At 62.6% G+C, this 13,657-nt stretch carries 15 protein-coding genes; 9 read left to right on the plus strand and 6 right to left on the minus strand.

From position 1 onward, the window contains the following. Positions 1 to 131: 131 nt before the first annotated feature. A complete protein-coding gene (locus tag M1D51_RS02695) occupies positions 132 to 2,309 on the plus strand; it encodes an MMPL family transporter (RefSeq protein ID WP_458108429.1) in 2,178 nt (725 codons plus the stop codon). A gap of 3 nt (positions 2,310 to 2,312) precedes the next feature. Here the strand turns inward: M1D51_RS02695 and M1D51_RS02700 are convergent, their stop codons facing one another. Both M1D51_RS02700 and M1D51_RS02705 read right to left on the minus strand, forming a co-directional pair. Next, on the minus strand, positions 2,313 to 2,822 hold the full coding sequence (locus M1D51_RS02700; RefSeq protein ID WP_458108430.1) for an N-acetyltransferase family protein: 510 nt from the start codon (positions 2,820 to 2,822) through the stop codon (positions 2,313 to 2,315). Beyond that, entirely contained in the window at positions 2,819 to 3,169 is a 351-nt protein-coding gene (locus M1D51_RS02705; protein WP_458108431.1) for an ArsR/SmtB family transcription factor, read from the minus strand. The genes M1D51_RS02700 and M1D51_RS02705 overlap by 4 nt, the downstream gene beginning before the upstream one ends. Positions 3,170 to 3,282: 113 nt before the next feature. On the opposite strand from M1D51_RS02705, the gene M1D51_RS02710 reads away from it, so the two are divergent. Continuing rightward, positions 3,283 to 3,852 carry a pyridoxamine 5'-phosphate oxidase family protein gene (locus M1D51_RS02710; protein ID WP_458108432.1) on the plus strand — a complete coding sequence of 190 codons (570 nt, stop codon included), beginning with the start codon at positions 3,283 to 3,285 and terminating at the stop codon, positions 3,850 to 3,852. A 268-nt stretch (positions 3,853 to 4,120) separates the two neighbouring features. Further along, complete coding sequence (locus tag M1D51_RS02715; protein WP_458108433.1) at positions 4,121 to 4,483, plus strand: hypothetical protein; 363 nt, start codon at positions 4,121 to 4,123, stop codon at positions 4,481 to 4,483. Positions 4,484 to 4,729: 246 nt separating this feature from the next. Here the strand turns inward: M1D51_RS02715 and M1D51_RS02720 are convergent, their stop codons facing one another. After that, positions 4,730 to 5,467 carry an aquaporin gene (locus M1D51_RS02720; RefSeq protein ID WP_458108434.1) on the minus strand — a complete coding sequence of 246 codons (738 nt, stop codon included), beginning with the start codon at positions 5,465 to 5,467 and terminating at the stop codon, positions 4,730 to 4,732. Positions 5,468 to 5,513: 46 nt separating this feature from the next. Here M1D51_RS02720 and M1D51_RS02725 point away from each other — a divergent pair, with 46 nt between their 5' ends. The 4 genes from M1D51_RS02725 (at position 5,514) to M1D51_RS02740 (ending at position 9,173) form a co-directional block, all read left to right on the plus strand. Then, a complete protein-coding gene (locus M1D51_RS02725) occupies positions 5,514 to 6,188 on the plus strand; it encodes an arsenate reductase/protein-tyrosine-phosphatase family protein (RefSeq protein WP_458108435.1) in 675 nt (224 codons plus the stop codon). A gap of 139 nt (positions 6,189 to 6,327) precedes the next feature. Beyond that, entirely contained in the window at positions 6,328 to 6,762 is a 435-nt protein-coding gene (locus M1D51_RS02730; RefSeq protein ID WP_172322206.1) for an arsenate reductase ArsC, read from the plus strand. A 36-nt stretch (positions 6,763 to 6,798) separates the two neighbouring features. Further along, positions 6,799 to 7,776: a thioredoxin-disulfide reductase gene (trxB, locus tag M1D51_RS02735; RefSeq protein ID WP_458108436.1), complete on the plus strand. Its 978-nt coding sequence runs from the start codon at positions 6,799 to 6,801 to the stop codon at positions 7,774 to 7,776. 26 nt (positions 7,777 to 7,802) lie between these two features. Further along, entirely contained in the window at positions 7,803 to 9,173 is a 1,371-nt protein-coding gene (locus M1D51_RS02740) for an NAD(P)-binding domain-containing protein (RefSeq protein WP_458108437.1), read from the plus strand. A 19-nt stretch (positions 9,174 to 9,192) separates the two neighbouring features. Here the strand turns inward: M1D51_RS02740 and M1D51_RS02745 are convergent, their stop codons facing one another. Next, on the minus strand, positions 9,193 to 10,050 hold the full coding sequence (locus M1D51_RS02745; protein WP_458109535.1) for a prephenate dehydratase: 858 nt from the start codon (positions 10,048 to 10,050) through the stop codon (positions 9,193 to 9,195). 110 nt (positions 10,051 to 10,160) lie between these two features. Between M1D51_RS02745 and M1D51_RS02750 the strand changes: the two genes are divergently transcribed. Continuing rightward, positions 10,161 to 10,691: a hypothetical protein gene (locus M1D51_RS02750; protein ID WP_458108438.1), complete on the plus strand. Its 531-nt coding sequence runs from the start codon at positions 10,161 to 10,163 to the stop codon at positions 10,689 to 10,691. 58 nt (positions 10,692 to 10,749) lie between these two features. Here M1D51_RS02750 and M1D51_RS02755 read toward each other — a convergent pair whose 3' ends face one another. After that, positions 10,750 to 12,162, minus strand: a complete 1,413-nt coding sequence (locus tag M1D51_RS02755) for an aldehyde dehydrogenase family protein (RefSeq protein ID WP_458109536.1) — start codon at positions 12,160 to 12,162, stop codon at positions 10,750 to 10,752. 161 nt (positions 12,163 to 12,323) lie between these two features. Here M1D51_RS02755 and M1D51_RS02760 point away from each other — a divergent pair, with 161 nt between their 5' ends. Beyond that, entirely contained in the window at positions 12,324 to 12,977 is a 654-nt protein-coding gene (locus tag M1D51_RS02760) for a LysE family translocator (protein WP_458108439.1), read from the plus strand. Here the strand turns inward: M1D51_RS02760 and M1D51_RS02765 are convergent. After that, positions 12,974 to 13,564, minus strand: a complete 591-nt coding sequence (locus M1D51_RS02765; RefSeq protein WP_458108440.1) for a TetR/AcrR family transcriptional regulator — start codon at positions 13,562 to 13,564, stop codon at positions 12,974 to 12,976. The genes M1D51_RS02760 and M1D51_RS02765 overlap by 4 nt on opposite strands. Between the last annotated feature and the right edge of the window lie 93 nt (positions 13,565 to 13,657).

A 13,657-nucleotide genomic window follows, 5' to 3' on the forward strand; every position in this document is an offset into this window, starting at 1 on the left:
TGCCTTCCGGATATTACTCCCCACAGCGGGGGAACCCGGCATTCATTTCCCTAAGGCCTTGGAATAGTTCCATCATAGAGATAATCTATGATGGAAGAAAGACCCTACGCATCCCCACAGAAGAAGGACCCATGAACTCGCGGAAAGTACCGTTCTGGCTGCGATGGCTGTTACCCGTGGTGCTGGTCATCACGTGGCTTGGCATCGCAGGAATCGGCGGCCCCACGTTCGGACGGCTTGAGGAGGTCTCCTCCAACGATCAAGCCTCATTCCTCCCGGCAGGTGCCGAAGCCACGGAAGCCGGCGACTGGCAGGCCAAATTCCGGGACTCCGAAGAGATCCCTGCCGTGGTCATCGTCGAGAACGATGCCGCATTCACCCCGGCCCAGCTGGGCGAAGCAGCCCAGCTGAAAGCCGGGATTGAGGCGCTCAAGCTGGGGAGCGCCGTCGTCGGGCCTATCCCCTCGCAAGACGGCAAAGCTGTCCAGTTCATCGTCCCCATGGCGTCCTCCGACGAGCTCCGCGAGAAGGTGCAGGAGTTGCGTGACGTAGTTCAGCCGGGAGCCCCGGATGGCATGAAAGCCTTCGTCACAGGCCCCGCCGGATTGACAGCCGACCTCGTCAACGCGTTCGGCGGGATCGACGGCATCCTGTTGCTGGTGGCCCTGGGCGCCGTATTCGTGATCCTGCTGCTGGTGTACCGCTCCGTGGTGCTGCCGCTGGCGGTGCTGTTCACCTCTGTCTTTGCGCTGTGCGCAGCTATTCTGCTGGTGTTCGGCATGGCCAAGGCCGGCTGGATCCAGCTGAACGGCCAAAGCCAAGGCATTCTCTCCATCCTGGTCATTGGCGCGGCCACAGACTACGCACTGCTGTACGTGGCCCGATTCCGCGAAGCGCTGACCCACACCACCAACCGCACGCAGGCCGTCATTACGGCGTGGAAGGCATCGTTCGAGCCGATCCTGGCCTCCGGCGCCACGGTCATCATCGCGCTGCTCTGCCTGCTGTTCTCGGACCTGAACTCCAACAAAGCCCTGGGACCAGTGGCAGCGGCAGGCATCCTCTGCTCCTTGTTCGCGGCACTCACGCTTTTGCCCGCTCTGATGGCGCTGCTTGGCCGTGCCGCTTTCTGGCCCTTCCGGCCCAAACTCCTGCCCGACGACGAACGCGAACCTGAAATTGTCACCGGACTTGAGGGGCAGAAGGGTCTGTGGCGCGCCACGGGCCGCCTGGTTTCCAAGCGGCCGCGCGTTGTGTGGGTTGCTTCGGTGCTGCTGCTCCTTGCGGCCTCGACCGGCCTGATGCAATTGAAGGCCAACGGAGTTCCGCAAACGGACGTCATTCTTTCCGCCTCCGACGCCGTGGACGGCCAGGAAGCGCTGGCCCGCCATTTCGACGCCGGCAGCGGCAGCCCCGCCGTCGTAGTCGCCTCGGAAGTCTCCGCGCAGCAGGTCCTGGAGAAGGTCAAAGCAGCCGACGGCGTGGGCGACGCCTACCTGTTGGCTGACGGAAACGTACCCATTACCGGCGCTCCGGGCGCTCCCGCTGACCCGGCTGTCCGTGAGGGCAGGGTCCTGATCAATGCGACGCTGAACTCCGCTGCGGATTCAATCGAAGCTGAGGAAGCGGTGAAGTCGCTGCGGGTGGCCGTCAAGGAGGTCGATTCCGGTGCTTTGGTAGGCGGTGTCACGGCAACAGCGCTGGATACCAACACCACGGCGCAACGCGACTTGGTAGTCATCATCCCGATCGTGCTGGTGGTCATCCTGTTCATCCTGATGCTCCTGCTGCGCTCGGTTGTGGCTCCTGTGCTGCTGGTCCTGTCCGTGGTTCTTTCCTACGGCGCCGCCATGGGTGTCTCGGCCTGGGTCTTCAACGGGGTCTTCGGATTCTCCGGAGCCGACGCCACGGTGCCGCTGTTCGGTTTCGTATTCCTTGTGGCGCTCGGCGTGGACTACAACATCTTCCTGATGAGTCGTGTCCGGGAGGAGTCCCTGAAGCACGGGACCCGCCCGGGGATTCTGCGGGGACTGGCCGTTACCGGCGGCGTCATCACCTCGGCAGGTGTGGTCCTCGCCGCTACGTTTGCCGCCCTTGGGGTCATCCCCATCATGTTCCTGGTGCAGTTGGCGTTCATCGTGGCCTTTGGTGTGCTGCTGGATACCGTACTGGTCCGTTCACTGCTGGTTCCAGCACTGGCGTATGACATCGGCAGCAAGATCTGGTGGCCAAGCAAGCTGGCGCGCGAGTCCTCGGCTGGCGCCTCTGTTGGGCACCGCAAGGAGGAAGAGGCTCCGGTGGGCCGATAACTGTCAGTTGATCACTGGCGAGCGGCGCTCCAGCAGCAGGGTGTCGCGCCATTGTCCGGCGGCGGGTCCGGTGCTCACGCGAGCAATACGTTCCCGTCGCCCGACAATGGCGAATCCCTGAGCTTGATGGAGGCGGAGGCTGGCCTCGTTCTCCGGGAAGATGCTGGACTGGATGGTCCAGATTCCCTGCGCCTCCGTGGAAGCCGCGAGTGCTTGCAGAAGGAGTTTTCCGACGCCTTGGCCCCGGGCGGCGCCAGCCACATAAATGGAATGCTCAACGACACCTGAATAGGCCGCGCGGGTGGAGATGGGCGAGACCGCGGTCCAGCCGAGAATAGTGCCCACACTGTTGACTGCTACGAAGCGGTGCTCGGGCAACCTGGAATTATTGAAGGCGTCCCATTCCGGTGTGGATGATTCGAACGTCGCGAAGCCGGTGTCGATGCCTTCCTGGAAGATCTCCCTGACGGCCGGCCAGTCTCCCGGCTCCATGGCCCTTAATACTGCCGTCACAGCTTTGCCACCATGCCGGCAACATCGTCCAATGCGCCAGGCACCAGGGAGTAATAAGCCCACGTACCTCGCTTTTCCCGGTGCAGCAAGCCTGCATCCACCAGGATTTTCAGGTGGTGGGACACCGTTGGCTGGCCGAGGCCCAAGGGCTCGGTGAGATCGCACACGCAGGATTCGCCCGAAGCTTCAGCCTTGACCATGGACAGAAGCCGCAGCCGATTGGGGTCAGCGAGGGCCTTGAAGACCATGGCCTTCCGCTTCGCATCCTCGGCGCCGAGGGCAGGCTGGATTGAGGGTTCGCAGCAGTCGTCCGCTGTGGCGGATTGGAGCGTTGGTATTGCGGTCATGTACCTATTATGCGCCTACATTGACGGTCATCAATGTATGCCGCTATAACTTGCCGTACCGGTCCCTGAGACGGGCTTTGAGGCGTGCTCATGTTCATGGAAGCGTGTTCCCCATGAAGGTATATGGGGCAATTGATGAGCGGCTGAGCAAATTCATTGAACAACAAGTGGTCTTTTTCGTTGCGACGGCTCCGCTGTCCAGCGAGGGGCACGTCAATGTGTCCCCAAGGGGACTACCGGGTACCTTCGCCGTCCTGGATGAGCATACGTTTGCTTGGCTTGATGTCACTGGCAGCGGGAGTGAAACGATAGCCCATTTGCGGGAGAACGGCCGCATAACTGTGATGTTCTGTGCCTTTGACGGACGCCCGAATATTGTCAGGCTCCACGGAACGGGGCGCGTCATTACCCGCTACGACCAAGACTTTGAATCCCTGGCCCAGCGCTTCGAGGAGAAGCCCGGTGCGAGGGCCGTCATTGTTGTTGACGTCCACCGCATTTCGGATTCCTGCGGGTGGGGCGTTCCCTTGATGAGCTTTGAGGGCCACCGCGATCTGTTGGGCCCGTACTTTGAACGCAAGGGCATTGCCGGTAGTGCGGACTATCGGATCACCAAGAACCGCACCAGCATTGACGGCCTCGCCGCCTATGATTTTGACCCTGCGGAACCAGCAGCAGTCTGACACCGGCTCCCCGGTCCGCTGTAAGTCAGGGGTGGTCTGCGGAGACTGCTTCCGGCTTCTGCTTATCCCGTGACCGGCGTACTGACTTGCGTTTTCGTCGCCGCTTGATGTCACTGCTGAACGGTGGCCTGGGTGTGCCCTGAGGCAGGCCGTTCCAATAATGCCCACCCAGGAGGATGCCGGCCAGGGCGCCATACGTCCACGCGAACGGAAGGGCGGGCTGACTGGTATTCCCGCCCAGGAATGCCAGTAAAAAGAACTCCACGGGATGACGAGGACCAGTGCGTTCCGGGTCAGCGCTGACGGCGGAAAACGGAACAAGGCCCAACCGCAGATCAAGGCGCCGGCCAAAACGGCGGCCACTGCCGCCGTCGGGCTCTGGAAGGCCAGGTGGGAGAGCCCGCCTGCAATGAGGACAGTCACGCAGGCTGCATTGGTCAGCAAGAGGCGGCGGCTTCCAACAGCGTCCTTGACGTCTTTAGCGTTGCTTTTGGCCTTCTTCGGGGCCGTGGTCCGCGGTTTCTTCCTTGACCACGGGTATCCGCTTCCCGTTGCCCCTGCAATGAACCCGAGACCCCATGATGCCGCTGCAGGTATCCCCAGGTTGTCTTCGACGGAGAGCCACGAGTAGAAGGTGAGCGGAAGTGCCAGGATCATCACCATGGAGGCTCGGGAAGCCTGCGGAACCTGCCGGAACAGCAGCGCGGTGTACAGCGCCCCCAAGACAAAGACCATTGAAGCCCCGGGCAGGACGCTGCGGGCCATCCATGCGAAAACCGCAACAACAACCACGATCATCCCAACAGGGAAGATCCAGGCCGGTCCTTGGCTTGAGTTCTTCTTCATGTCAACGTTCCCCCCCGGGACCAAGGGTAGGTCACCCGCGGTTGTTCACTGCGTGCGGCACGACGACGTCATTCCCCGTGCGCGCATCCCTGGGAAAGAGGGCCACCAGAAGGCCGAGCCCAACGGCGGCGCCGATCAGTTGCGCGAGGACAAACCCCGGGACGGAGCCTGGTGCGATGCCAGCGAAAGTGTCGCTGAAGATCCGGCCCACAGTCACCGCGGGGTTCGCGAAGGACGTGGAGGACGTGAACCAGTATGCCGCACTGATGTACGCGCCCACCGCAGGGGCTGCCAAGGAGCTGCGTTTGGTGGCAGCAAGGGAGAAGATCAGCAGGATAAGTCCGGCTGTAGCCACGACCTCGGCCATCAAGTGGCCGGCAGTTGCACGTTCTTTGCCGGAGATTGACGTGCCCACCTCAAACATGGTGTTGGCCAGGACGCTGCCGCCGATCGCCCCCGCAGTCTGCGAGGCGATGTACGTGCACAGTTCCTTCACGGACAGCCCGCCACCGGCCCTTCGGCCCAGAATCCAGTCCACCAGGGAAACTGCCGGATTGAAATGGGCGCCGCTGATGGGTCCAAAGATCAGGATGAGGACTGTCAGCCCGAGCACCGTGGCAGTGCTGTTTTGTAGCAGTTGCAGGCCGACATCGTCGGGGGAGAGCTGCTGCGCTGCAATACCGGAGCCCACAACGATCGCAACGAGGAGGCAGGTCCCCAGCGCTTCGGCGAGCGCGCGGCGCCACAATGCCGGCGGATGAGTAGTCATGGGAAACAGCTTGACGCAATAAGTTAGTTCAGTCAAAATTGAATCAATGACTATTGAGCGAAATTCAAGCCTCCTGGAGCGTGCGGCCAAGTACGCGGCCCTGGCTGATCCTGCACGGCTCCGCATCGTGGACCTTCTGACGTTGGGGGATATGTCGCCCACGGAATTGCAGGTGGAACTGGATATGCCCGCCAATCTGCTGTCCCATCACCTGCGGTCCATGGAGGCCGCCGGGTTGGCCGTTCGGCATCGTTCGGAAGCTGACAGGCGGCGCAGTTATGTGCGCCTGGCTCCCGGGGCGCTGGAGGGCCTCACTCCTGGCCGCGAGCATGGGGCCAGCCGGGTTCTGTTTGTCTGTAGCCGGAACAGTGCCCGCTCACAGTTGGCGACGGCTTTGTGGCGAACTGCCAGCGACATCCCTTCGGTGTCAGCGGGAACTCATCCGGCGGACCATGTGGCGCCGGGGGCCGTTGATGTCGCCCGCCGGCATGGTTTGGACCTTGATGGAGTCAAGCCATGCCTGATAGACCGAGTGATGAGGGATGAGGATCTGGTGGTCACGGTGTGCGATAACGCCCATGAGGAATTGCCGGACTTGCGCGGCATTCACTGGTCCATCCCTGACCCGGTTCGACTCGACAATGAGGAGGCGTTCGAAGAGGCCTTCGCTGACATTTCGCGTCGCGTTCACAATCTCGCGCCCCGCCTGCATGCGGCGTAGGCATGCAACCCACTTATATTGACAATCATCAATGTATTAACCAATACTCAATTCATCGATGAACATCAATATTGACTCATCGCGGCATTGGCGCGGATGATCCCCACCAGACCAGCCCCACCGATATCAGGAGAAACCTGTGAGCACCGAAACCGCCAAGAAGCCCTCCGTCCTGTTCGTTTGCGTTCACAACGCAGGGCGCTCCCAGATGGCAGCAGCTTTCCTCACAACGCTCGCGAAAGGCGCCATCGAGGTCCGCTCCGCCGGCTCGCAGCCCGCGGATAAGGTCAACCCTGCAGCGGTGGAAGCCATGTCGGAAGTCGGTATCGACATGTCGGCTGAAATTCCCAAGATCCTGACTACCGAGGCGGTCAAGGAGTCCGATGTAGTGATCACCATGGGCTGCGGCGACGAGTGCCCCTACTTCCCCGGCAAGCGATACGAGGACTGGGTCCTCGAAGATCCCGCTGGCCAAGGTGTTGAAGCCGTCCGTCCCATCCGCGATGAGATCAAGGCCCGCATCGAGAACCTGATCACCGAACTGCTGCCCGCCCGTCACGCCGACGCCCAGTAACCCACGCCTGCTACCTGACCCTTCCAAGGAGAAATCGTGAGCACTGAACAGTTGATCATCATCGGGTCCGGCCCTGCCGGCTACACGGCCGCGATCTACGCGGCCCGCGCCGGGCTGAACCCCTTGGTTCTTGCCGGATCCGTCACCGCCGGCGGCGCCCTGATGAACACCACGGAAGTAGAGAACTTCCCCGGTTTCCCGGGTGGGGTCCAAGGGCCCGAGCTCATGGACGGCCTTCAGGAACAGGCGGAAAAATTCGGCGCGCGGATAGTATTCGACGACGTCACTGAGGTTGACCTCAAGGGTCACCTCAAGCGCGTGGTCACCGGTGCGGGAGAGAGTCACGAAGCGCCGGCGGTGATCCTTGCCACGGGCTCTGCCTACAAGGAGTTGGGGCTTCCGGAAGAGAAGAAACTCAGCGGGCACGGCGTCTCCTGGTGTGCCACCTGCGACGGCTTTTTCTTCCGTGAGCAGGACATCATCGTTGTAGGTGGCGGTGACTCCGCCATGGAAGAAGCCACCTTCCTGACGCGCTTCGGCAAGTCCGTGACAGTGGTGGTCCGAAAGGATCAGCTGCGGGCCTCCCGCATCATGGCCCAGCGCGCCAAGGACAACCCCAAGATCACGTTTGCGTGGAACTCCGCCATCACCAAGATCCACGGAGACACCAAAGTCACAGGGGTAACCCTGACGGACACACGCACCGGGGAAACCCGCGAGCAGGCGGCCACCGGCATCTTCGTTGCGATCGGGCACGTGCCGCGGACTGAGCTGGTCGAAGGGCAGGTTGACCTTGATGCCGAGGGATACATCAAGGTGGACTCACCCACCACCTGCACCAACCTCTCGGGCGTCTTTGCCTGCGGCGACGCCGTGGACCATCGCTACCGCCAGGCGATTACCGCAGCGGGCACCGGATGCTCGGCAGCACTGGACGCCGAGCGCTATCTGGCCGCCCTGGACGACGCCGACAGCATTGCCACGGCCTTGGTCGAAGAACCCACCCACTCCTGAACACCACCCACGGAGATATGAGAACAATGATTCAGCACCTCCCGGTGGCGGTCATCGGTGCAGGCCCGGTGGGGCTGGCAGCCGCGGCACACCTGCTCGAACGCGGGCTCGAACCGGTCATCTTCGAAGCCGGCAGCTCTGCAGGAGCAGCCATCGAACAATGGCGCCACATCCGCCTCTTCTCGCCGTGGAGGTTCAACCTCGACTCCGCTGCTGTGCGGCTACTCGAGCCGACGGGTTGGAAATCGCCCCGCCCCACCGCCCTGCCCTATGGCGGGGAACTGATCGATGACTACCTCACCCCCTTGGCGGAACTCCCGGCTATTGCTTCCCGCCTGCAGACCGGTGCCCGCGTTACTGCAGTCACCCGTGCGGGGATCGACAAAACCCATGTGCGTGACCGGGACACCACTCCCTTTTTGGTTCGGGTCGAGCACAGCGACGAGGTACGCGATTACACCGTGTCAGCGGTCATCGATGCCTCCGGCACATGGTCCACCCGGAACCCCTTGGGAACCTCGGGGTTGCCTGCCTTGGGTGAAGAGCGTGCAACAAGGCGCATCTCTTCGCCGCTGCCCGATGTTTCCGGCAGGGATCGAACGGCTTTCGCTGGTCGGAGGGTCTTGGTGGTCGGCGCGGGCCACTCCGCTGCCAACACCCTGATCAACCTCGTCCAACTGGCCAAGGAGGAACCGGAGACGGGGATCCTCTGGGCGATTCGCGGTGCCTCCGCGGAGAAGGTCTACGGTGGCGGCGACGCGGACGGCCTGCCCGCCCGCGGCCAACTCGGCTCGCGGCTGCGCAGGCTCGTTGAATCCGGCACCATTGAACTGCACACAGGTTTTGGTATTCGCTCCCTGACCGATTCCGAGGACGGGGCGACCATCAGCTCCGGTGACGGACGCGCCCTGGCGGCGGACGTCGTCGTACCTTGTACCGGCTTCCGTCCCGAACTGGACATGCTCCGGGAACTCCGATTGGACCTGGACCCTGCCGTTGAAGCACCCACCGAATTGGGGCCTCTGATCGATCCCGAATTCCACTCGTGCGGCACGGTCCCGCCACACGGTGCGAAGGTGCTTGCCCATCCGGAGAAGAACTTCTACATAGTCGGCATGAAGTCCTACGGCCGTGCCCCGACGTTCCTGCTGGCCACCGGATATGAGCAGGTCCGCTCGGTAGCCGCCGCCCTCGCGGGAGACCAGCTGGCGGCGGACACGGTTCACCTTGAACTGCCGGAGACGGGGGTTTGCTCCTCCGACGCCGGTACCAGCTGTGACGTTCCTGCCGTGGCACCATTGGCACCGCAGCTGGAGGCCAGCGGCTGCTGCTCCACTCCAGAACCAGCATTCGTCGGATTCCCCACAGGGCTTGCCCACGGCCGCTCAGGCAGCTAGCCGGCAAGGCAGCCTGTAATCAGACGGTGACCGTGTTCCGTTCCCTGTAATCGTCTGCAGCGTAGACGCCCAGGACCCGGACCTCGGTAGTGAAGAATTCCAGTTCCTCCAACGCCCGGCGGAGTCGGGCGTCTTCGGGATGGCCTTCGACGTCGGAAAGGAACATGGTGGCAGCGAACTCGTCGCCCACCATGTAGCTTTCCAGCCGCGTCATGTTCAGGCCGTTGGTCGCAAAACCGCCCAGTGCCTTGTAAAGGGCCGAGGGAACGTTGCGTACGCGGAAGACGAAGCTGGTGATCGCGGGGCCGGGCAGTTCCTCTTTGCTGGGCAGCTCGCGTTCCCTGGCCAGAACAACAAACCGTGTGGTGTTGGTGGGGTCGTCCTCGACTCCGGAGGCCAGGACTTCGAGGCCGTAGAGTCCAGCGGCAAGCGGCGGAGCGAGGGACAGCTTGCGGGGATCATTCCAGTCCCGGACTTCGCGGGCTGAACCGGCAGTGTCGCCGGCGATAACAGGTTTAAGGCCCGCTTCCCGGATCAGCTTGCGGCACTGACCAAGCGCGTGGATGTGGCTGTGGACCTCGGTAGCTCCCTCGATGGTGCTTCCCGGTACGCCCAGAAGGTCAAAGTGGATCGGCAGGAAGAACTCGCCCACGATCTGGAGCTTGGACTGGGGGAGGAGCACGTGGATGTCAGCTACGCGTCCGGCAATGGAGTTCTCAATCGGGATCATGGCCAGATCCACTTCACCTGTGGATACTCGCTCAAAAGCATCCTCAAAGCTCGCGCACGGCACGCTTTCGAGCTCGGGGAACATTTCCTTGCACGCGAGATCCGAATTGGCTCCGGGCTCACCTTGGTACGCAATCTTCTGGGCCATGATGCTCATGTTTGCATGCTGGGCGCCCGGCTTCCCAACCGCGTCCACCCTGTGACTGGACAAGCGCGTGCCACCGGCCCTAGGTTCGCAGCAAGGATTGGGGGCCGCTGATGTCGGGCGCAACAACGTTCCAAGGGGACAAGGCACAACAAGGGGACAAGGCGCAGCAGATCAACGAGCAGCGGGTTGCAAGGTTTGCGGGCACGATCATCGGCGTATTCACATTTCTGTGGGCATTCCTGATTTCAGGACTGATGGGCGGGAACGTCCTGGCAACAGTGCCCTGGCAGGTCGCATCACACGCGTTGAGCCTGATTTCAGCGCTCATCATCTATCTCTACTGCCTAAGATTTGCTCACCGGACGAGTGCCTCGGGGCTGCTCTGTTTCGCAGCCGTAGCGTTCTTCTTTGCCGACGTCGCATTGGGCTTTCAATACAGCCCGTTCTTCGGAATTGCCCTCATCGCTTGGGCGGCCAGTGCCCGCCGCCCCTTCCTTGCCGGAACGGGGGTGTTGGCTCTGGGGGCCGCCATTTTCGCCAGATTCGACCATGAGCTCGGCGTCGTCGTCGTAGGTGCATGCGGCGCGATCATCGTTGCGATCGCAGCCTGGCCAAAATGGAGCACTGGAAAGCAAAAGTAGGTGACAGATAACGTCGCTATGAGGGCTCATTGCGACGTTATCTGTCACCTGGTTGGGCTTAGCCGTTGATAACCTGCGGGACACCAAGCGCCTTGAGGCCCTCGGCCCCGAACTCCAGGCCATAGCCGGACTGCTTCGCACCACCGAACGGGACCCGCGGGTCCACGGCGCCATGCTTGTTGATCCACACGGTGCCGGCCTGGATCCGCGACGCCACTTCGCGTGCGGCGTTCAGGTCGGAGGACCAGACTGAGGCGCCGAGTCCGACGTCGAGCGCGTTTGCCTTGGCGACTGCCTCGTCAACGGTGCTGTACTTGATGATCGGCAAGGCAGGGCCGAACTGTTCCTCGGCAACCAACGGGTTGTCGTTGTCGATGTCGGCCACCAAAGTGGTGGGGTAGAAGTTGCCGGGAGCATCGGCGTCGGGGTTTCCGCCCAAAAGGACCCGGGCGCCCGACTCGCGGGCGGCTTCAACCAAGCGGGCAACGATGTCGTACTGCTGGCGGTTCTGCAGGGGACCGAGGACGTTGTTCTCGTCCAAACCGTTGCCCATGGGCATCGCGGCGGCCACGGCAACAAGTTCTGAACAGACGGCCTCGTACTGGGATTCGTGCACGTAGAGGCGCTTCAGCGCAGCGCAGGTCTGGCCGGTGTTGATGAACGCGCCCCAGAACAGGCCCTCGGCAATGGCCTTGGGATCGGAATCGGGCAGGACGATCCCGGCGTCGTTGCCACCGAGTTCCAGCGTGAGCCTTTTGACGGTGTCGGCCGAGGACCTGATGATGGCTTTGCCTGTGGCGGTGGAGCCGGTGAACATGACCTTGCCGATCACCGGATGCTCCGCAAGGCGGGCTCCGACGTCGCGACCACCGGAGACGACCGAGAGAAGGCCTTCCGGCAGTTCCTGGTTGATGATCGAGGCCAAGGCCAGCACGGAGAGCGGTGTGTATTCGGAGGGCTTGACCACCACTGCATTGCCCATACGAAGGGCCGGCGCGATCTGCCACACGGTGATCATCATGGGCCAGTTCCACGGGCCAATGGCACCCACGACGCCGATGGGCCGGTAGTGCAGTTGGGCGTGGGTTTCGCCGTCGTCCACCACGGTTTCAGGATCAAGCGGCGTGGCCGCAGTGGCGCGAAGCCAGGCAGCACATGCGCCAACTTCGAAGCGCGCGTTGGGGCCATTTAGCGGCTTGCCCTGTTCGCGGGACAGGAGTTGGGCAAGTTCTTCAGCGGAACGTTCGACGGCGTCGGCGGCCTTCATGAGGGCAGCGGACCGGGCGTCGTGGCCCAAGGAAGCCCAGGCGGGTTGGGCGGCAGCGGCGGCCGAAATGGCTGCTTCGAGGTCATCGACTGTGTGAACAGGTGCTTCGCCGACAGCCTCGCCCGTTGCCGGGTCAAGGATCGTGCGGCTGTTCTGTCCTGGGGCTGGGGTGATCGAGGCCAGCAGGGCGTCGTAAGTCTCCATTGGTACTCCGCTCGGGTAGTAAGTCTTGGCGGCCGTTGAGGCGCGCGGCGATGTTTCCAGTGTGGCCGGGGTCACGCGCGGGGGCCTTGTCTATGCACGAACGTCCCTTGACCGGAAGCGAACGCTTTCCGTTCGTGGCACTGTGCCTGATAATCGAGCTTGTGACCCTTGCATCCCTCGCGGCCTTCGCCGGCCTCTGCCTCGTCCTGTCCGTGACGCCGGGCCCGGACACGTTCCTGGTGCTGCGCATTGCCTTGAACCGTCCCAGTGCGGGCATTGCCGCTGCGGCCGGGTCCGCGGCAGGCGCCATTGTGTGGGCTGCGCTGGTGGGCGTCGGATTGGCGGCGATTCTGGAGCAGTCGGCGGAATTGTTCCGCTGGGTCAAGATCGCGGGCGGCCTCTATTTGCTGTACTTGGGTGTCTCGTCATTCATTAAGTCCCGGAAGGCCGCAAAAGCAGCCAAAGCCACCGCGGCCGGAGACGGCGCGGAGAACACCCCGCTCCCGTACAGCCGGCTGTCCGCTCTCGGAGCCGGAGCTTTGTCGACGCTGCTCAACCCCAAAGTTGGTCTGTTCTACCTGGCCGTTGTTCCGCAATTCATTCCCCACGGTGGCGACACCATGGGTACCTCGCTCATTCTGGGCGTGGTGGTGGCCGTCATTGCCTTCGCCTATCTGTCGATGATCGCCGTCGTCGCGTTCAAGGCGATGAGGTGGCTCAAGCGTCCCAAGGTGAGCACCGCCGTCGAGCGCGTCAGCAGCGGTGTGATCGCCGGACTGGGCGTCGGAGTGGTGGCGTCGGGAGCCACCAGCTAACCTGCCAGCAGCGCCAGGTAGCTATCCAACTGCCCTGCCAGGTCCTGCGAGAAATGCTCGGCGGGGGACAACGCCACCACGATCTGCGCGCCGAGCATCATGTTCAGCAGGTGGTCGGCGACGGCGGCGTCCGCGATGGGGGCGTTGATCTCCCCTGCCGTGCGGGCTGCTGCGCAGTGATCGGTGATGGTGGTGTGCCATTGGCTCATGGACTCGCTGTGAAGTGCGGCCATGTCCGGGTCGTTGAGCGCCTTCTGCCAGAACGGAATAACGATCCGGGCTTCGTTGACGCGTTCCTCATCCAGTGGCAGGACTTCGGCGCAGAACCCGCGGAGAGCTGCGACACCTGAGAGCCCTTCCGTCATGGTGGCGATGCGCTGATTCGTCCGGTTGAACACGTGCGCGAATGCCGAGGTCAAGAGCAGGTCTTTGGTGGGGAAGTAGGGCTTGAGGGCGCCGTTGGCGAAGCCTGCTTCCTCTGCGATTTCCCGCATGGTGGCCCCCTCCATGCCCAGCCGCGCGATGATCCGCCAGGTTGCGTCCACCAGTTCGAGGCGTCGTTGATCGTGGTCCACAATCTTTGGCACTGGCAGGGCTCCCGTAAAAATAATGGCGGACAGGTCTTGTGACCCATCTTACGTTTTGGTTATTCTCTACACCTATAGAAAATAAATCCTGAC

The organism is Arthrobacter sp. R3-55, assembly GCF_054161505.1.